21 protein-coding genes and 1 pseudogene are annotated in these 17,150 nt (G+C 59.4%); 18 read left to right on the plus strand and 4 right to left on the minus strand.

Translation table 11 applies throughout. The annotated features are described in order from the left end of the window. Positions 1-199 precede the first annotated feature (199 nt). Entirely contained in the window at positions 200-388 is a 189-nt protein-coding gene (locus I5961_RS14695; RefSeq protein WP_085696016.1) for a hypothetical protein, read from the plus strand. A gap of 140 nt (positions 389-528) precedes the next feature. Beyond that, positions 529-825 carry a hypothetical protein gene (locus I5961_RS14700; protein ID WP_085696015.1) on the plus strand — a complete coding sequence of 99 codons (297 nt, stop codon included), beginning with the start codon at positions 529-531 and terminating at the stop codon, positions 823-825. A 2-nt stretch (positions 826-827) separates the two neighbouring features. Here I5961_RS14700 and I5961_RS14705 read toward each other — a convergent pair whose 3' ends face one another. Continuing rightward, positions 828-1,058 (minus strand): hypothetical protein, encoded by a 231-nt coding sequence (locus tag I5961_RS14705; RefSeq protein WP_011334337.1) that lies wholly within the window; start codon positions 1,056-1,058, stop codon positions 828-830. Between the two features lie 72 nt (positions 1,059-1,130). Beyond that, positions 1,131-1,487, minus strand: a complete 357-nt coding sequence (locus tag I5961_RS14710) for a hypothetical protein (RefSeq protein WP_085701991.1) — start codon at positions 1,485-1,487, stop codon at positions 1,131-1,133. A gap of 211 nt (positions 1,488-1,698) precedes the next feature. Here I5961_RS14710 and I5961_RS14715 point away from each other — a divergent pair, with 211 nt between their 5' ends. The 5 genes from I5961_RS14715 (at position 1,699) to ada (ending at position 4,835) form a co-directional block, all read left to right on the plus strand. After that, on the plus strand, positions 1,699-2,001 hold the full coding sequence (locus I5961_RS14715; RefSeq protein WP_007958929.1) for a DUF1883 domain-containing protein: 303 nt from the start codon (positions 1,699-1,701) through the stop codon (positions 1,999-2,001). A gap of 34 nt (positions 2,002-2,035) precedes the next feature. Beyond that, positions 2,036-2,206, plus strand: coding sequence for a hypothetical protein (locus I5961_RS14720; RefSeq protein WP_227232659.1), 171 nt, complete (start codon positions 2,036-2,038; stop codon positions 2,204-2,206). Between the two features lie 91 nt (positions 2,207-2,297). Then, on the plus strand, positions 2,298-3,011 hold the full coding sequence (locus I5961_RS14725; protein ID WP_227232660.1) for a 2OG-Fe(II) oxygenase: 714 nt from the start codon (positions 2,298-2,300) through the stop codon (positions 3,009-3,011). Between the two features lie 5 nt (positions 3,012-3,016). Further along, the gene (alkB, locus tag I5961_RS14730; protein WP_413541578.1) at positions 3,017-3,679 is read left to right on the plus strand and encodes a DNA oxidative demethylase AlkB; all 663 of its coding nucleotides are present in this window, start codon (positions 3,017-3,019) and stop codon (positions 3,677-3,679) included. Positions 3,680-3,767: 88 nt separating this feature from the next. After that, positions 3,768-4,835: a bifunctional DNA-binding transcriptional regulator/O6-methylguanine-DNA methyltransferase Ada gene (gene ada / locus I5961_RS14735; RefSeq protein ID WP_227232661.1), complete on the plus strand. Its 1,068-nt coding sequence runs from the start codon at positions 3,768-3,770 to the stop codon at positions 4,833-4,835. 166 nt (positions 4,836-5,001) lie between these two features. Here ada and I5961_RS14740 read toward each other — a convergent pair whose 3' ends face one another. Further along, positions 5,002-5,541, minus strand: coding sequence for an alcohol dehydrogenase catalytic domain-containing protein (locus I5961_RS14740; RefSeq protein ID WP_227232662.1), 540 nt, complete (start codon positions 5,539-5,541; stop codon positions 5,002-5,004). Between the two features lie 209 nt (positions 5,542-5,750). Here I5961_RS14740 and I5961_RS14745 point away from each other — a divergent pair, with 209 nt between their 5' ends. The 9 genes and pseudogenes from I5961_RS14745 to I5961_RS28825 form a co-directional block, all read left to right on the plus strand. After that, a complete protein-coding gene (locus tag I5961_RS14745; RefSeq protein ID WP_227232663.1) occupies positions 5,751-6,812 on the plus strand; it encodes an NAD(P)H-dependent flavin oxidoreductase in 1,062 nt (353 codons plus the stop codon). A gap of 173 nt (positions 6,813-6,985) precedes the next feature. Further along, on the plus strand, positions 6,986-7,741 hold the full coding sequence (gene modA / locus I5961_RS14750; RefSeq protein ID WP_227232664.1) for a molybdate ABC transporter substrate-binding protein: 756 nt from the start codon (positions 6,986-6,988) through the stop codon (positions 7,739-7,741). Beyond that, a complete protein-coding gene (gene modB, locus I5961_RS14755) occupies positions 7,742-8,422 on the plus strand; it encodes a molybdate ABC transporter permease subunit (RefSeq protein WP_007958914.1) in 681 nt (226 codons plus the stop codon). 3 nt (positions 8,423-8,425) lie between these two features. Further along, the gene (modC, locus tag I5961_RS14760) at positions 8,426-9,505 is read left to right on the plus strand and encodes a molybdenum ABC transporter ATP-binding protein (protein ID WP_227232665.1); all 1,080 of its coding nucleotides are present in this window, start codon (positions 8,426-8,428) and stop codon (positions 9,503-9,505) included. Between the two features lie 73 nt (positions 9,506-9,578). Continuing rightward, positions 9,579-10,616 carry a DNA topoisomerase IB gene (locus I5961_RS14765; protein WP_085696006.1) on the plus strand — a complete coding sequence of 346 codons (1,038 nt, stop codon included), beginning with the start codon at positions 9,579-9,581 and terminating at the stop codon, positions 10,614-10,616. A gap of 143 nt (positions 10,617-10,759) precedes the next feature. After that, complete coding sequence (locus I5961_RS14770) at positions 10,760-12,388, plus strand: ABC-F family ATP-binding cassette domain-containing protein (RefSeq protein ID WP_227232666.1); 1,629 nt, start codon at positions 10,760-10,762, stop codon at positions 12,386-12,388. Positions 12,389-12,459: 71 nt separating this feature from the next. Further along, positions 12,460-12,693, plus strand: a complete 234-nt coding sequence (locus tag I5961_RS14775; protein WP_085696004.1) for a hypothetical protein — start codon at positions 12,460-12,462, stop codon at positions 12,691-12,693. Positions 12,694-12,810: 117 nt separating this feature from the next. Next, positions 12,811-13,041: a hypothetical protein gene (locus I5961_RS14780; RefSeq protein WP_085696003.1), complete on the plus strand. Its 231-nt coding sequence runs from the start codon at positions 12,811-12,813 to the stop codon at positions 13,039-13,041. A gap of 83 nt (positions 13,042-13,124) precedes the next feature. Then, positions 13,125-13,307 (plus strand): annotated as a pseudogene (locus tag I5961_RS28825) (hypothetical protein); the annotation flags it as partial. Between the two features lie 19 nt (positions 13,308-13,326). On the opposite strand, the gene I5961_RS14785 reads toward I5961_RS28825, so the two are convergent. Continuing rightward, complete coding sequence (locus I5961_RS14785) at positions 13,327-14,757, minus strand: aldehyde dehydrogenase family protein (RefSeq protein ID WP_227232667.1); 1,431 nt, start codon at positions 14,755-14,757, stop codon at positions 13,327-13,329. A 123-nt stretch (positions 14,758-14,880) separates the two neighbouring features. Here I5961_RS14785 and I5961_RS14790 point away from each other — a divergent pair, with 123 nt between their 5' ends. Next, the gene (locus tag I5961_RS14790) at positions 14,881-15,783 is read left to right on the plus strand and encodes a LysR family transcriptional regulator (RefSeq protein ID WP_227232668.1); all 903 of its coding nucleotides are present in this window, start codon (positions 14,881-14,883) and stop codon (positions 15,781-15,783) included. A gap of 709 nt (positions 15,784-16,492) precedes the next feature. After that, complete coding sequence (locus I5961_RS14795; protein WP_227232669.1) at positions 16,493-17,125, plus strand: TetR/AcrR family transcriptional regulator; 633 nt, start codon at positions 16,493-16,495, stop codon at positions 17,123-17,125. Positions 17,126-17,150 lie beyond the last annotated feature (25 nt).

Consider the following 17,150-nt stretch of genomic DNA (forward strand, 5'->3'; position numbering starts at 1 on the left):
CAGGCGGCGTGCACCTTACAATGCCCCGCACTGGCTAACCGATGTCAACATAGAGAAATATTCTCGCGGATAGTTCAATCCGCACACAAAGGCTGCGAAATCAGCGTAGTCCAAAGATCCAGGAATACCTCATCGACCTGCGCCAGTCGCCGATTTACCGTTATCATGACGCCTTTGAAACAGCCAACGAGGCAGTGAGATGTCCGCAGCAAAAATCATCAATGGGTACAGCGTCGCCAAGGCGAAAGATGGCCAGTGGCATATCACCGCCGCCAACGGCGAAGATGTGTCCGGTCCGTTGCCCACTGAAGCGATGGCGATAGAAGTGGCCGCGGTGCTTGATTACACGCCTCCTGCACCGAAGCGTCGCGGCAAGGACCAAGACTGATCGGCAACCACGAATCTCGGCCCTGCCTTCGCGCAGGGCTTTTTTTGGGCTGTGCGCAAAGAACTGGCCAATCGCTATAACCTTTTCATGCCGGCGCTGTCATAGCGTCTAGCCCCCTCCTCCTCGAAGACGACATTGCCATGATCAACCGCCCCTTCATCAGTTTTCTACCCCTGATTGCGCTCGCGGCCCTGGCCGGCTGCGCCACATCGCAGACCACCTACCTGAACAACGGCGAACAGGGTTTGAGCATCGACTGCTCCGGCGAAGCCAATTCCTGGGCCAGCTGTTACGAAAAGGCTGATGCATCATGCGCCGGAACCGGCTATCGCATTGTCGGGACTGAAGGCACACCGGCGCCCAAGGAAGACGACAAGACGCTGGGCGTCGATGTCGGCAACTACAAAACCCGTAGCGTAGTAGTGGTATGTAAGTAGCCTTACATGTGAATTTCGGCGAATTTGATCCCCAGCCCGCGCACGACCTCGATCAGGTCATCGAGTCGGTTGAAGGATTCGACTTCGTCGTTATCGTCCACCAGAAAATAACTGCGACCGGCACTTTTCTTGAAGAACACGATCCACTCTCCCGGATTTGCCGGGTTCTGGATCACATGGGTAGCCGCAATGAGCCCTTCCTTGTGTCGCTCCCGCACCTGCTCTCTCTTCATTCACCTCTCCAGAAATGACAATGCCGCCACAGCAATGCTGTGACGGCATCAATGCTGACGGCGGACAGTCTATCAGCCGGAAATACAGGCCGTGGCGGCTTTGCGCACATCCCATGGACGCAGCGGCACATTGGACATCCGTTCATGCAGCTTGATGCTGCTGCCACCGGAGCGATCCTCGATATCAAACACTGCGGCGGGACCTGATCCCAGCTTGCCCGGAACGATGACCCGGACTTCGTCCTTGTGCCGCTCGACCTGCAAGGCGCCCCGGCTGCCGGACAGCTTCTCGGCCAGGCATTCAGCATACTCATGGGGCTTCTTACCGGAAATGACGTTCATGGTCGGCAGTGTTTCATTGATTTCCGAAACACTTGCGCAACCACCCATTGCCAATGCCAACGGCAGAATCACCACACCCCACTTCATACAAAACCTCCGATAAAGACCCTCCGACAGCACGAATGCCGTTTTTCTCCAAGGCCCATTGCATTTAATCCACATCGAATCGTGAATATCTGTTTTTAATTTTCAAAGCGGCGCCCGACGGCCGGATAATAACCTGTCCGGGCTGATAAACTGCGCCAATCGACAATGCTATCGTTTTGATTTTGTAGAAAAAGCCCTTCTGGAGGCGCCCATGAAATTCATTCACCAGCGCGAGCACCTCAACGAAGACGACATCGTCGTCATTCAATGCTCGCAAACCTGCAATATCCGCTTGATGAACGACGCCAACTTTCGCAGCTTCAAGAATGGCGGCCGTCACACCTATCACGGTGGTGCTTTCGACACGTTCCCGGCCCGTATTACCGCGCCGAGCACCGGCTTCTGGAACATCACCATCGACACCGTCAACCGCCGTGCGATCAGCGTGACCCGCAAGCCAACCCTGACGCACTCGATCAAGATCATTCGCCGCTCGAGCTCCAAACTCAGCTGAGCGACTCCGCCAACGCAGACAGGTAAGCATCAACGTGGCCCAAACGACCAAATACGTGATCAAGTACAAACTCAACGGTGAACGCCGTTTCGAGTTCGCCCAACTGGAAAAGGGCACGCCGGAAGAAGCCAAGGCAGCACTGAATGCCTTGCACGGCCAGAGCGACGATGTGATCAGCGACATCAGCGTCAGCAAGGCCCTGTAAAACCCGGATGACAATTCGACCGCAAGCGGCGGAGTGTTCCGAGCGGGTGGACGGCCCAGACTGAGACCTGAATGCAAGCCAAGGAATCAGCATGTCACTCTCATCCGTCTCCCCGCTCGATGCGCTCGACTGGATCGCCCTGGAGCAGCAACTGGACCAGGACGGTTGCGCGGTCGTCCGTACGCTGCTGCGCCCGGACACCTGTGATCGATTGAGTGCGCTTTACCCACAAAGTGAACCGTTTCGATCCCAAGTCATCATGGCCCGCCACGGTTTCGGGCGCGGGGAATACAAATACCTGCGCTATCCGCTTCCGCCCGTGGTCGAACGCCTGCGCAGCGCGCTCTACCCGCGACTTGTACCTTTGGCCAACCGCTGGCATGAGCGAATGGGGCTGCCTGAACGCTTTCCAGAACAGCACAGCGAATTTCTCCATCGCTGCCACGCCGCCGGTCAATTGCGGCCTACCCCGCTCTTGCTGCAATACGGCCCGCAGGACTACAACTGTCTGCATCAGGATCTGTACGGTGAACATGTCTTTCCGCTGCAAGTGGCGATTCTTCTGTCAGAACCTGGCAAAGATTTCACCGGCGGCGAGTTCGTTTTGACTGAACAGCGCCCGAGAATGCAGTCGCGCCCGCTGGTGATGGACCTGAGAAAAGGCGACGCGCTGATCTTTGCCGTCAACCAGCGCCCGGTCAAAGGCACGCGCGGCGACTATCGAGTAAGCATGCGCCACGGCGTCAGCCGATTGCACAGCGGAACACGGCATACTCTGGGCATCATTTTCCACGACGCGACCTGACGATCATGCAAACCACCTTCGACCTGTTCGCCGACACAGAATCCGAACAGCCCCGGCGCACCGAACAGATCGGTGAACAATCCTGGGTGCTGCGCGGCTTTGCCCTTCCACAAATCGAGCAGTTGTTGCCGGCCCTGGAATCGATCATCGCCTGCGCCCCACTGCGCCATATGATGACGCCCGGGGGCTTCAGCATGTCGGTGGCTACCAGCAGTTGCGGGGCAGTGGGCTGGATCACCGATCGCAGCGGCTACCGCTATTCATCCGAAGATCCCGTGAGCCATCAGCCCTGGCCGGCCATGCCCGAAGTGTTTCGCGAGCTGGCCCAGACGGCAGCGAAAAGCGCCGGATTTGCCGACTTCGTTCCGGACTCCTGCCTGATCAATCGTTATGTCCCAGGCGCAAAGATGTCGCTGCATCAGGACAAAGACGAAAAAACCTACGAAGCGCCGATCGTTTCGCTGTCTTTGGGCCTACCCGCAACGTTCCTGTTCGGCGGTTTCGCACGCGGCGACAGGAGCCAGAAAATCTCGCTGCTGCACGGCGACATGGTGATCTGGGGTGGTGTAGACCGGCTGCGCTACCACGGGATCCTGCCGATCAAGCCCGGTCGGCATCCGAGCCTGGGCGAGCAGCGTTTCAACCTGACGTTTCGTACCGCTGGATAATCCTGCAAAGTTTGACCGCAAGGGTCGGAGTGTTCCGGCCGGTGGCACTGGTTAACCTGACATTCAACAGGTCAACGGACTCTCCATCATGAAAACGCTTTCCACCTCGCTGAACACTGAAGACGATCCAAGGTGGGCCGCTGTCGTGGCACGCGACCCTCGGGCAGACGGCCAGTTTGTCTATGCCGTGAAAACCACCGGCATCTATTGCCGCCCCAGCAGCCTGGCGCGCTTGCCGAAACCGCAGAACGTCGAGTTCTTCGACACCGCCGGAGAAGCCGAGGCCGCGGGCTATCGTCCCAGCAAACGGGCGAGCAAGGATCAGACCGAAGTCGCTGCTCAGCATGCCGCCACCGTCGCGGCAGCCTGTCGCCAGATCGAAGCGTCGGACAGCCTGCCGGCACTCAACGATCTCGCCGAAACCGCTGGCCTGAGCGCCTTCCACTTTCATCGCGTCTTCAAGGCCGCAACGGGTCTGACCCCAAAAGGCTACGCTGCCGCACATCGCTCGCGCCGGGTTCGTCAGCGTCTGGCGGACGGCGGCTCGGTGACCGAGGCGTTGTATGACGCCGGTTTCAATTCCAACAGCCGTTTCTACGAGGCCGCCGATCAGGTACTGGGCATGAAACCCGGCGACTTCCGCGCGGCCGGGCAGAACAACGACATCCGCTTCGCCGTCGGCCAGTGCTCGCTCGGCGCCATTCTGGTGGCACAGAGCGCACGCGGAATCTGCGCGATTCTGCTGGGGGAAGATCCGCACCAACTGGTGTGCGACCTGCAGGACCAGTTTCGCCGGGCCAACCTGATCGGTGCCGATGCCGAGTTCGAACAACTGATCGCTCGCGTCGTCGGCTTTATAGAGGCGCCTGCCATCGGCCTGGATTTGCCGCTGGATGTGCGCGGCACGGCGTTTCAGGAACGTGTGTGGCAGGCGCTGCGCGAAATTCCGGTCGGCAGCACCGCCAGCTACGCGGACATCGCCTTACGTATCGGCTCGCCAAAAGCAGTGCGCGCAGTGGCCCAGGCTTGCGGCGCCAACAGCCTCGCGGTGGCCATTCCGTGCCACCGCGTGGTGCGCAGCGACGGTAACCTCAGCGGCTACCGCTGGGGCGTGGAACGCAAGCGAGAGCTGTTGCTGCGCGAAACGCAGGTTTAACGCAGCGATGTAAATCGCCACCGATTCGGGGCCCGACAGGCCTCGAAGTCGGTGGCAAATTTTCCGCTTTCGATCCGGTTCGTCTCGACGTCTGCTGACGGCTCGGCCACCGCAACCCCGGCGGTGACATCGAATGCTCCGGGCGGGCCGCGATGGCGCTGAGGTCTCAGCGATTGACGTCGACCACAACCCGTCCGCGCAACTGACCCGCGAGCAACTTCGGAGCCGCCTCAAGAGCTTCGCCGAGACCGATTTCATGGCTGATCAGTGGCAACAGCGCAAAATCCAGATCCTTCGCCAGACGATTCCAGGCCTCGATGCGGCGAGCCTTGGGCTGGGTCACGCTGTTGATCCCGGCCAGCATCACGCCACGCAAAATGAACGGCGCCACAGACGCCGGGAAATCCATGCCCTGAGCCAGACCGCATGCGGCCACGGTGCCTTCGGCCCGGGTACTGGCGCAGGCATTGGCAAGCGTGTGGCTGCCGACTGAATCGATGACGCCCGCCAGATCAATCCCCGGAACCATCGGGAACTTGCGCACCACCGGGCTGCTACCGGTGATCGCCAGGCCGTCCTTGAAATTCAGCGTGCTGTACGCGACACGAACCGTCACATCGCCCGCAGGCAACTGCTCGTCATCAATCTCTTGCAGGTTGGCGCGATAACCGCTGTCGTCTTTGTCGATCAAAATGCCTTTGAACATGACTGCCTCTCACGGGTGGAATTCAGGATGTCGAGGGATTGGAATAGCACACGGCAACATTTTGCCCCACTCGACCTTTAGCCAATCGGGCCCGAACGCCCAGCCAGCGCCGGCTGTTCAAGCTACAAATCTGTGCTGGTCTTGGGAGTGGCTTTGCGTTAAAAAACCGGCTGCTACCGTCCCTGCTTTGTCGTCGGAGAAGCTATCCCATGAGCCAATGGCCTGATACCCGCATTCTTGACCTTTTCGGCATCGAACTGCCGATCATCCAGGGCCCCATGGCCGGTGCCACCAATTCTTCGATGGTCATCGCAGCGTGCAACGCCGGTGGCCTCGGTTCGATGCCGGCTGCGATGCTGACCATCGAGCAACTGCGTGAAGAGCTGAAGACCATTCGCCAAGGCACGAACAAGCCGTTCAACGTCAACTTCTTCTGCCATCAACCGCCGGCCGCCGATGAGCAAAAGGCGCGAGAGTGGAAAAATCTGCTGGAGCCCTACTATCGCGAACTGGGTGTCGATTTCGATGCGCCGACGCCGGTGTCCAACCGTGCGCCCTTCGATGCGGCCGCCTGCGAGGTGCTGGAAGAATTTCGCCCTGAAGTGGTGAGCTTCCATTTCGGCCTGCCGGAAAAAGCCTTGCTGGATCGGGTCAAGGCCACCGGCGCGAAAATCCTCTCGTCGGCAACCACCGTCGACGAAGCTATCTGGCTGGAGCAGAACGGTTGCGACGCGATCATCGCCATGGGTTACGAGGCCGGAGGTCATCGCGGGATGTTCCTCAGCGCTGACCTGAGCAGTCAGGTCGGTACGTTTGCGCTGGTGCCGCAAGTGGTCGATGCGGTGAGTGTGCCGGTGATTGCTGCCGGTGCAATTGCCGATGCACGCGGCGTGGCAGCAGCGTTCATGCTCGGCGCTTCGGCGGTTCAGGTCGGCACGGCGTATCTGTTTACCCCGGAAGCGAAAGTCAGTGCTTCGCACCACAAGGCCTTGCGCACCGCCAAGGAAAGCGAGACGGCGGTAACCAATCTGTTTACCGGGCGTCCGGCAAGGGGGATTCTCAATCGAGTGATGCGCGAACTGGGCCCGATGTCGGAAAAGGCCCCTGCCTTTCCGCTGGCTGGCGGTGCCTTGATGCCGCTGCGCGCAAAAGGCGAAGCCGAATTCAGTAACCTGTGGGCCGGTCAGGCGTTCACGCTCGGCAAAGACCTTGGCACCGCTGAACTGACCCGGCAACTGGCTGAAGGCGCGCTGGCAAAATTGACGCGGTGATCTACCCGAGCGAGTGAGGAGCGTGAAGCCCTCACTCGGTTTAAAAGCAGTGCTTCCCGTTTGGCGGCATTTCGCTATATATTTCTCTATATAGCGTTGCACCCCATCGTACGGCGCAGTCTATCCCTCCAATAACAACTGCCCACTGCACTTGCCATTCACGGAGCCGTTACATGATCAATCGTGCCACCCGCTTTGCCCCTGTCCTGTTCGCGGTATTCGCCATCGGCGCCGCCCAGGCCGACGAAGTGCAAGTCGCCGTCGCGGCCAACTTCACCGCACCGATCCAGGCGATTGCCGCCGATTTCGAAAAAGACACCGGACACAAGCTGGTCGCTGCCTATGGCGCCACGGGCCAGTTCTACACCCAGATCAAAAACGGCGCGCCGTTCGACATGTTCCTCTCGGCCGATGACACCACCCCTGAAAAACTCGAGAAAGAAGGCGACACCGTCAAGGGTTCGCGCTTCACCTACGCCATCGGCACCCTGGCACTGTGGTCGGCCAAGGAAGGTTACGTCGATGCCAACGGCGACGTCCTGAAGAAAAACGAATATCAGCACCTGTCCATCGCCAACCCGAAAGCCGCCCCTTATGGTCTGGCCGCCACTCAGGTGCTGGAAAAACTGAATCTGACTGAGGCCACCAAAGCCAAGATCGTTGAAGGCCAGAACATCACCCAGGCTTACCAATTCGTGTCCACCGGCAACGCCGAACTGGGCTTCGTTGCCCTGTCGCAGATCTACAAGGACGGCAAGGTCAGCAGCGGCTCGGCGTGGATCGTTCCAGCGAACATGCACGACCCGATCAAGCAAGACGCGGTGATCCTGAACAAAGGCAAAGACAACGCCGCTGCCAAGGCGCTGGTTGATTACCTCAAGGGCCCGAAAGCCGCTGCGGTCATCAAGTCCTACGGTTATCAGCTGTAAATGTCGCTGACGAGTGCCGATTTCGCGGCGATATGGCTAACCCTGAAGCTGGCGTCCCTGACCACCGCAATCTTGCTGGTCGTCGGCACTCCGATTGCCTTGTGGTTATCGCGCAGCCGTTCCTGGCTGCGCGGCCCCATCGGCGCGATTGTCGCCCTTCCATTGGTACTGCCACCGACGGTCATCGGTTTCTATCTGCTGCTGGCCCTCGGCCCCAATGGCTTCATTGGCCACTTCACCCAATGGCTGGGGCTCGGCACCTTGACCTTCAGTTTCACCGGACTGGTGATCGGTTCGGTGCTCTATTCCATGCCGTTCGTGGTGCAGCCATTGCAAAACGCCTTCTCCGCGATCGGCACTCGCCCACTGGAAGTGGCCGCGACATTACGCGCCAATCCCTGGGACACCTTCTTCAGCGTGATCCTGCCGCTGGCGCGTCCCGGCTTCATCACTGCAGCGATCCTTGGCTTCGCCCACACCGTTGGTGAATTCGGCGTGGTGCTGATGATCGGCGGGAATATTCCCGATAAGACCCGGGTGGTTTCCGTACAAATCTACGACCACGTCGAAGCCATGGAGTACGCCCAGGCGCACTGGCTGGCCGGGGCAATGCTGGTGTTTTCGTTTCTGGTGTTGCTGGCGCTGTATTCCAGCCGCAAGACCCGCGCGGGCTGGAGCTGATCGATGATTGATGCACGTCTGAAACTGGCCTGGTCAGGCTTCAGCCTCGATGTTGACCTGCAGATGCCCGGTCGCGGTGTGACAGCGCTGTTCGGTCAGTCCGGTTCGGGCAAGACCACTTGTCTGCGCTGCATCGCCGGGCTTGAGCGTGCGCCGCACGCCTTTATCCGCATCAATGACGAAGTCTGGCAGGACAGCGAAAAAGGCATTTTCGTGCCGCCGCACAAACGCGCGCTCGGCTATGTGTTTCAGGAAGCGAGCCTGTTTCCGCATCTGTCGGTACTGGCCAATCTGCAGTTCGGCCTCAAGCGCATTGCCAGGGCACAGCGCCGGGTCGACTTGACCCAAGCCACCGAACTGCTGGGGATCGGCCACTTGCTCGATCGCCACCCGCAACACTTGTCCGGCGGTGAGCGCCAGCGTGTCGGCATCGCCCGCGCATTGTTGACCAGCCCCCGACTGCTACTGATGGATGAGCCTTTGGCAGCCCTCGACAGTCAGCGCAAAAGTGAGATCCTGCCTTACCTGCAACGCCTGCACGACGAACTGGAAATCCCCGTGCTGTATGTCAGCCACGCGCAGGACGAAGTGGCCAGGCTCGCCGACCATCTGGTGCTGCTCAGCGACGGCAAAGCGCTGGCCAGCGGCCCGATTGGCGAAACCCTGGCACGGCTCGACCTGCCCCTGGCCATGGACAACGACGCCGGCGTGATCATCGAAGGCCAGGTCAGCGGGTACGATGCCGACTATCAATTGCTCACCCTGCAACTACCGGACTCGCCCCTGAACATTCGCGTGACCCACGCGCCGTTGGCGAAGGGCCAGAGACTGCGATGCAAGGTTCACGCGCGGGACATCAGCCTGACCCTGCAAAACAGCGAATTCAGCAGCATCCTCAATCGCCTGCCGGTCACAGTCGTCAGCGAGCAACCAGCCGATAACGCTGCGCACGTGCTCATCCGCCTCGATGCCGGGGGAACACCGTTGCTGGCGCGCATCACTCGGTATTCTCGGGACCAGCTTGGCGTGCATCCGGGCCAGTCATTGTGGGCACAGATCAAGGCTGTCGCGGTACTGGCTTAAATCCGCGGGCACGACCGTCATGGCGCGCGGTCAATGGCTTTAACAGCCTGATTTGCCGCGAAGGAAGTCCGCCATGCCCGATACTGTGCTCACCGAAGTGTTGCCTTCTGATCTGCATTACGTTGATGACACGCAGCCCGGTATCACCCGCAAAAAGTTGCGCGGAAAATTCGCCTACTTCGATCCCGAAGGCCAGCGCATCACCGATCCTGACGAAATCAAACGCATCAACGCGCTGGCCGTTCCACCGGCCTACACCGACGTGTGGATTTGCGCCGACCCGCGCGGCCATTTGCAAGCCACCGGCCGCGACGCCCGTGGACGCAAGCAATATCGCTATCACCCGCGCTGGCGCGAAGTACGCGACGCGGATAAGTATTCACGCCTGCGCGAGTTCGGTCTGGCGCTGCCCAAACTGCGTAAACAGCTGGAGAAGCTGCTGGCAGCGCCGGGTTTCAGCCGCGACAAAGTCATGGCCACGGTCATCACGCTGCTCGACGCCACGCTGATCCGCGTCGGCAACACGCAATACGCCCGGGACAATCGCTCCTACGGCCTGACAACCCTGCGCAGCCGGCATGTCGAGGTCAACGGCAGTGCGATCCTGTTTCAGTTTCGCGGCAAGAGCGGTATTGAACACCAGATCACGGTGAAGGACCGGCGACTGGCTCGCATCATCAAGCGCTGCCTGGAAATTCCGGGACAGAACCTGTTCCAGTATCTGGATGAAAACGGCGAGCGGCACACTGTCAGTTCCTCTGACGTCAACACCTACCTGCAAACCCTGACCGGTGCAGATTTTACCGCCAAGGATTATCGGACCTGGGCCGGCAGCGCCCTCGCTCTGGCGGTCCTGCGGGAACTGCAATGGGAGTCCGAGACCGAGGCCAAGCGGCATGTGGTCGAGATGGTGAAGGGAGTCGCCCGCCAATTGGGCAACACGCCGGCAGTCTGTCGCAAGTGCTATATCCACCCGGCAGTGGTCGAACACTTCATGCTCGGCGCCCTGGCCGAGTTGCCGAAACCGCGCATCCGCAAAGGCCTGCGCAAGGAGGAAGTTGCGTTGGCGCTGTTCCTCGAGCGCATGGCCGAGCAAGCAGGCGCGCCTTGAAGCCTGCGCCCATCTCGACTAGGCTACGCCCTCTTACCTCCCCAGGACGATCGCAGAAGTGAACAACTAAGCCTTCAAAAATGTAATCGCGACACGCCGGTCATGGCGCTTGTCAGTGTTCACAACATTTTTTGGAGGTGCCGATGACTCACGTCTCGCGTACGCCTGCTCTCGTCTCCCTGAATCAACTGGGTTTTCAGTTCGCCAATGGCGAGACGATTTTCACTGCACTCAATCTGAAATTCGATCACACCCCGACCGCCATCGTTGGGCGCAACGGCGTTGGCAAAAGCATACTCGCGCGCCTGATCGCAGGACATTGGCACCCCACCAGCGGCAGCGTGACGCGCGCCGTGGCGACAACCTATGTGGCGCAAAACGTTGTCGCGACACACGGCCAGACGGTCGCCGAGTCCACCGGCTGCGCCGCGATTCTTCGGGCTCTGGAGCGGATGAATCAGGGCTGCGGATCAGTCGAGGATTTCGAACTTATTGGCGAACAATGGGATCTGGCAGAGCGGTTGCGCCGCTTGCTCGATGACTCAGGACTGAGCGAAGTCGCCTTCACCGACAAGACCGGCAACCTCAGCGGCGGCCAGCAAGCGCGGATTGCCCTGATTGGCGCTTTTTTGAGTCAGGCTCCGCTGCTGGTTCTGGATGAGCCGACCAACCACCTGGATGCATCCGGACGCCAATGGCTGATGAACTCGCTTGAGCGCTGGCACACCGGTTTGATCGTCGTCAGCCATGATCGGCAACTGCTCGACCGGATGCAGCGGATCGTCGAGCTGAGCGCGTCGGGCGCCGTTGAATTCGGTGGTAATTATTCGGCGTTCCGCGAGCATCAGCGAATTCATCAGGCGGCTGCGCAGGCTCGTCTCGACCACGCCAGAAGCGAACGCCAGCGCGAGCGGGTTCGATTACGGCGCGAACACGACACGGTACAGCGCCACGCCGCCAACTCCCGTCGCAACGCCGAAACCGCCAACATTGCCAGTTTCGAATACGTGGCGATCAAGGGCGCGGCACGGGAAATCATGGGGCATGTCCGTCAGGGTCATAAGGCCCGCAAGTCAGAACTCGACGCCCAGGTGCGCGAGGCTTACGCAAAGGTGCAGCCTGAGGACAGTGTGCTGATCAATCTGCCCGGCAGCGCCGTGCCGAACAACCGACAGATCTGCACGCTGATTGATGCTCGGCTGCCATGGTTGCCGAACGATGCGCTGAATCTTGCGATCCATGGCCCGATGCGCATCGCTGTCAGCGGACCAAACGGCTGTGGCAAATCAACGCTGTTGAAAGTGCTCGCCGGGGAACTGACACCTGTCGATGGTACTGCCACAACCCACGTGCCCTTCGCGTTCCTGGATCAGCAATTGGCGCAACTGGACGATCAGCGCTCCATCACCGAGCAACTGATAATGCAGGGAGCCGCCGCGCTCACTGAGGGCACTCTGCGCAGCTATCTCGCGCACTTGCAACTGGATGCGAGCCGCGCCACGGGTCTCTGTGCAGCATTGAGCGGTGGCGAGCGTCTGAAAGCGGCATTGGCGCTGGCCTTGTGGCGAGCGGATCCTGCGCAGCTGTTGCTGCTGGACGAACCGACCAACCATCTGGATCTGCCATCGGTGGAGGCATTCGAACGAGCGTTGCAGACATTTCCGGGCGCGATTGTCGCCGTTTCCCACGATCAGAACTTCCTTGAGGCGTTGAATCCGACCCACTGTCTGCGCTGGCACCGATCAGGCTGGCAACTGCAACCGACGAACTGACTTGCCTATTTTTTGCACGATCGGTCAGGGCTTCTATAGTTGATCTGGTACGAATCAGCTGCGGTGACGCCATGGAAGACATATTCGTCGTGAAGCGCTGCAACAAGATCGTCATCCACGGTCGGCGCGCAGGAGAAACCCTCCATGAGCCCGCCGAAGCCCAGGGCTGGTATCGCATCAGCGACACGCGAACCGGCGGTTTCATCGGCGATGGCTACGATCGGGAAGAGGACGCCCGCAAGGAATGTCATCGGCTCAACGCCGCCAGCTCGCGAGTGACCGCACCCGAGTCTTCGGGCCGATAGCGGTCATTTACGGGTCTATACTCAAAATCAGCTGAAGGAGCAGCGCCCCAACGGCAGAAAGCTCGCCCTCGCGAGCTTTTTGCTGCCACCGAGCGGATTAATGAACGGAGGTGTTCCATGTCCGAAAAAGAGTCCATCACCACTCTCCTTACCTTGCTCGAGGCCAGGGAGGCGCGTCTCGCGGCAGCCTGCAAAGAGATCGCCGACTGGGTCGACCATCAAGGCGGACACCCTACCGCCCTGCGCATCCGCGACCGGTTGAACGATATCGAAAAGGATACCCCGCTGATTCGCAGCACCCTGTCATCGCTCAAACCGATCGACCGGCCGTTGCCACGCTTCAGGTAGGACATCGGTTCACCTGCTGCATGAAAGAACGTCTTGGAGGTGTGTAAGGTCAAACCCTTTACACGTCACCAAGGAGACGTCTCATGGTCATTCATTTCAAAGTAAACGGGCATCTGGCCTGTGGGCACAAGGGCAACAACCTCTCCTCGAGCAGCGAACTCAATCGAGTGAAGTGCCGCAGCTGCCGCAATACCGACGCATACAAGGATGCCCGCAAAGAACAGCGCAATGCAGCCCGGCGCGCGGCTCGCCATTCCAGGACTGCAAGACAGGGACCTGACCCAGTCATTTCAATGGGTCATAGCCGATCAACGTCTTTGGCTCCAAATACGCGCTCATCCCCCACCTGCCCATTTCGCGCCCAAGGCCTGAATGCTTGAATCCACCGAAGGGGGCACGCGGTTCGTGGGCCAGGGTGTTGATGAGCACGCGTCCCGAATCGATCTGACGGGCGACGTTCATACAACGTTCGGAGCTTTTTCCCAGCACCAGGGCGCTCAGCCCATAGTCCGTATCGTTGGCAATGCTGATCGCATCGGCATCATCCTCGTAGGGGATGATCGTCAGCACGGGGCCGAAAATTTCCTCACGCGCGATGCGCATCCGGTTGGTGGCATCAGTGAAGATCGTGGGCTTCACGAACCATCCGGCATGCAAGCCTTCCGGGCGACCTTCGCCACCCGCCAGCAACCTCGCGCCTTCTTCGTGGCCGGTACGGATGTAGCGCTGCACCCGCTCCCATTGTTTCTGGCTCACCATCGGACCGATGTCGGTGTGGGCGTTGCGTGGATCGCCCGATTGAATCTGTGAGACACCCTCCTTCGCAATCCGCTCGAACTCTGCCAGCCGGCTGCGCGGCACGAGGATGCGAGTGCCCGCGATGCAAGCCTGGCCGCTGTTGAGAAATCCGGCTTGCAGCACCAACGGCATGACCGCTTGGAAATCAGCATCGTCAAGCACCACGGTGGGGGACTTGCCGCCCAATTCGAGCGTCACGCGCTTCATGGTGTCGGCACCGGTTCTTACCAGATGCTGACCGACAGCGGACGAACCCGTGAACGAGATCTTGGCAACGTCGGGATGACGGGCGATCTCCTCGCCAACCACATCGCCCCGTCCGTTGACGACATTGAATACACCCGGTGGCAGCCCCGCTTCGTGCAACGCCCTGACCACGACCTGCGTCTGCAACGCGCTCATTTCGCTGGGCTTGATGACAGCGGTGCAGCCTGTCGCCAGCGCGGTGGCCAGCTTGTTGCAGATGAAGCCCGCATTGCTGTTCCAGGGCGTAATCAGGCCGGTCACGCCCACGGGCGTCAGAATGACCCTGGCCACGCCGACCTGTTCCTCGAAATCGAACGCCTCAAGTGCATCGATTGCTTGCGCAATCACATCGGCCGGATAAGTCGCCATCCAGCGCCCGCGAACCGCAGGCGCGCCGTATTCCACGAGGATGGCTTCCAACAGTTCCTCTTCCCTTGCCGCCATGGCCCGGTGCATGCGTTGCAGTGCCGCAATGCGCTCCTCCCGACTGGTACGAGACCACGCCGGAAACGCAACCTTGGCGGCTGCGATCGCACGCTGTGCGTCCAGTGCATCGCCCAGCCGAACCTGACCGATGACTTCCTCGGTGCTCGGGTTATGAAGGTCGAACCATTCCTGACCATGCGGAATGACGAACTCGCCGTCGATGTAGATATGTTCAATGAGTTGCATGGCGACTCCTCGCTCAAAAACGACTCGCCTGAATCGAGCCACTGTGATGAAGTCTAAGAAGGGTTCATTATTCCGATAAGCCACCCTTTTGCTTATGAAGCATCCGCATATTCAGGATAATCCATGCACAGAACAGGAATGACCGAGCTGGAAGTGGTTCTGGCCGTGGCGCGCCGCAGCAGTTTTCGCGGCGCAGCACAGGAATTGGGCATGTCCACTACCGCCGTGAGCAGCGCGGTGGCCGGGCTGGAAGCACGCCTGAAGGTGCGCCTGTTCAATCGCTCCACGCGCAGCGTTGCCCTCACCGACATCGGGCAACGCTATGTGGCACGCATCACACCTGCGCTGTCCCAGATCAAAAGTGCCGACGAAGAAGCCAGCGTCGGCCCCGATGAACCCAGCGGCACATTGCGCATCAATGCGCCGCATGGCGCGGCCTACCTGCTGTTGGATCCGCTATTGAAGCAGTACGCTCAGCGCTATCCCGAAGTGCGCATCGACATCGTCAGCGAATCAAGCATGGTCGACATCATCGCCGGTGGCTTCGACGCCGGGATTCGCCTGGCGGAGTCTGTGCCGCAAGATATGATTGCCGTGCCGCTGTCAGGTGACATCCGGATGCTCGTGGTAGCAACGCCCGAGTACCTCGAACGCCACGGCGTGCCCGAGCATCCGCGAGATCTGCTCACCCACCAGAGCATCTGCATGCGCATGGCCCACGGTGGCCTCTACCAGTGGGAACTGGAGCGCGATGGCCAAAAGCTGCAGATGGATCTGCCGGTGCGCTTCGCCTCCAACGAGTTGCTGGCCATCAAACAGGCCGTAGTGTTGGGCCTTGGCATTGGTTTCATTTCCGAGTGGTTCATCCAAGAAGAACTGGCGAGCGGCGCCCTCGTGCCGGTGTTGATGCCATGGTGCCCGTCGTTTGGCGGGTTGAGGCTCTACTACTCGGGCCATCGCTTCGTGCCGGCGCGATTGCGCGCACTGATTGAACTGGCGCAGGAGTTGCGGCCCACGGTGGTTTGATAGTGTTGCTGATTGATCGAGTGTGATCGATATTGCATGACTTTCCAGATCATCTCCCGCATGAACGCTATCTCGATCAATGGCAACTACCAACATGACTGCTCCTTTTAGTGGTGTGCTTTCACCAGATCGATCAGCGTAGAGACATCAGCGGCTAACTGTCGAGTGCGCTTCTAGCCGAAACCTGCCGTACCAGGCTACCGCTTTCGGCCAACAGCAGACGTCCGTGAATGTCTGGTGTCGGCCAGGTCTGGAACTTTAATAACCTGCTAGGCTGACCGCGATTCAGACTACCGATTTTTGTGTGAACGCGAGGTAGTAGCCATTGCAGTCGCGCAGTCCAAACTCCCTTGAACCATAGTCAGTATCTTGAAGTGCCCAAGCGATATTGGCGTTGTTGATCACTGACTCGTAATAACTATCTACATTCGATATCGCCAAGTAGAGCGTACCCGAGTACCCGACTGGTACTCCCCAAATATCCTGTTCAGTAAAGATGAGACTGCAGTCATCCAAGCGCACAGTGATTGTTGACGCAGCGGAGTCACTCACGGTGAGACCGAGAGTTTCGCGGTAGTAATTGCCAGTGGCGACAAGATCGTCACAGCGCAGGAGCGTAGTTAACGGCATGCTGACCTCAGCTTGTGATTATGCACTCTATTCTGAGATTGAGAGTTGACATTAAAGACGATCGGTCTAAAGTACCTGCATGACCAACGCCAAATCTCCAGTCCGCAGAGGACGTCCCCCAAAAGTTGCCCGTGAGCATGATGATACCCGCGAAATCTTGCTTCGCCGCGGGGTGGAAATGCTTACTGAACGAGGCCTTGCCAGCACCGGTATTGACAGCATTCTAAAATCTGCTCAGGTGCCTAAAGGCTCGTTCTATCACTACTTTGACAGCAAGGAAGCCTTTGGCATGGAGGTACTTGAAGTTTATGCAAATTTCTTTGCACGCAAACTAGAGCGTCATCTGCTAAACCCCGACTTCCCTCCCCTGCAACGCTTGGCAAACTTTGTTGAGGATGCCAAGTCTGGGATGTCCAGACATGAGTTTCGCCGAGGCTGTCTGGTAGGCAACCTCGGCCAGGAAGTATTTGCTCTGCCCGATGGTTTTCGAGTGCGGGTCGACGCTGTGTTGAACGATTGGCAGGCTCTTGTAGCAGCCTGTCTGGAAAAGGCAGTCGCCGCTGGCGAGCTATCGCAGCAAGCCGACTGCAGATCCATTGCTGCCTTTTTTTGGATTGGCTGGGAGGGCGCAGTGCTGCGCGCCAAACTCGTCGGGAATGTTTCCCCGCTGGATATTTTCTTCTCAGGATTTCTCGCCGGCATCACTCGGTGAAGCTTCCGCCCTTTTAAAGACGATC

The organism is Pseudomonas sp. IAC-BECa141, assembly GCF_020544405.1.
GTDB lineage: Bacteria > Pseudomonadota > Gammaproteobacteria > Pseudomonadales > Pseudomonadaceae > Aquipseudomonas.

Excerpts from the sequence above, each read along its gene's own strand:
- I5961_RS14695 (WP_085696016.1), top strand. The coding sequence starts at position 200 with ATGTCCGCAGCAAAAATCATCAATGGGTACAGCGTCGCCAAGGCGAAA.
- I5961_RS14700 (WP_085696015.1), top strand. The coding sequence starts at position 529 with ATGATCAACCGCCCCTTCATCAGTTTTCTACCCCTGATTGCGCTCGCG.
- I5961_RS14705 (WP_011334337.1), bottom strand. The coding sequence starts at position 1,058 with ATGAAGAGAGAGCAGGTGCGGGAGCGACACAAGGAAGGGCTCATTGCG.
- I5961_RS14710 (WP_085701991.1), bottom strand. The coding sequence starts at position 1,487 with ATGAAGTGGGGTGTGGTGATTCTGCCGTTGGCATTGGCAATGGGTGGT.
- I5961_RS14715 (WP_007958929.1), top strand. The coding sequence starts at position 1,699 with ATGAAATTCATTCACCAGCGCGAGCACCTCAACGAAGACGACATCGTC.
- I5961_RS14725 (WP_227232660.1), top strand. The coding sequence starts at position 2,298 with ATGTCACTCTCATCCGTCTCCCCGCTCGATGCGCTCGACTGGATCGCC.
- alkB (WP_413541578.1), top strand. The coding sequence starts at position 3,017 with ATGCAAACCACCTTCGACCTGTTCGCCGACACAGAATCCGAACAGCCC.
- ada (WP_227232661.1), top strand. The coding sequence starts at position 3,768 with ATGAAAACGCTTTCCACCTCGCTGAACACTGAAGACGATCCAAGGTGG.
- I5961_RS14740 (WP_227232662.1), bottom strand. The coding sequence starts at position 5,541 with ATGTTCAAAGGCATTTTGATCGACAAAGACGACAGCGGTTATCGCGCC.
- I5961_RS14745 (WP_227232663.1), top strand. The coding sequence starts at position 5,751 with ATGAGCCAATGGCCTGATACCCGCATTCTTGACCTTTTCGGCATCGAA.
- modA (WP_227232664.1), top strand. The coding sequence starts at position 6,986 with ATGATCAATCGTGCCACCCGCTTTGCCCCTGTCCTGTTCGCGGTATTC.
- modB (WP_007958914.1), top strand. The coding sequence starts at position 7,742 with ATGTCGCTGACGAGTGCCGATTTCGCGGCGATATGGCTAACCCTGAAG.
- modC (WP_227232665.1), top strand. The coding sequence starts at position 8,426 with ATGATTGATGCACGTCTGAAACTGGCCTGGTCAGGCTTCAGCCTCGAT.
- I5961_RS14765 (WP_085696006.1), top strand. The coding sequence starts at position 9,579 with ATGCCCGATACTGTGCTCACCGAAGTGTTGCCTTCTGATCTGCATTAC.
- I5961_RS14770 (WP_227232666.1), top strand. The coding sequence starts at position 10,760 with ATGACTCACGTCTCGCGTACGCCTGCTCTCGTCTCCCTGAATCAACTG.
- I5961_RS14775 (WP_085696004.1), top strand. The coding sequence starts at position 12,460 with ATGGAAGACATATTCGTCGTGAAGCGCTGCAACAAGATCGTCATCCAC.
- I5961_RS14780 (WP_085696003.1), top strand. The coding sequence starts at position 12,811 with ATGTCCGAAAAAGAGTCCATCACCACTCTCCTTACCTTGCTCGAGGCC.
- I5961_RS14785 (WP_227232667.1), bottom strand. The coding sequence starts at position 14,757 with ATGCAACTCATTGAACATATCTACATCGACGGCGAGTTCGTCATTCCG.
- I5961_RS14790 (WP_227232668.1), top strand. The coding sequence starts at position 14,881 with ATGCACAGAACAGGAATGACCGAGCTGGAAGTGGTTCTGGCCGTGGCG.
- I5961_RS14795 (WP_227232669.1), top strand. The coding sequence starts at position 16,493 with ATGACCAACGCCAAATCTCCAGTCCGCAGAGGACGTCCCCCAAAAGTT.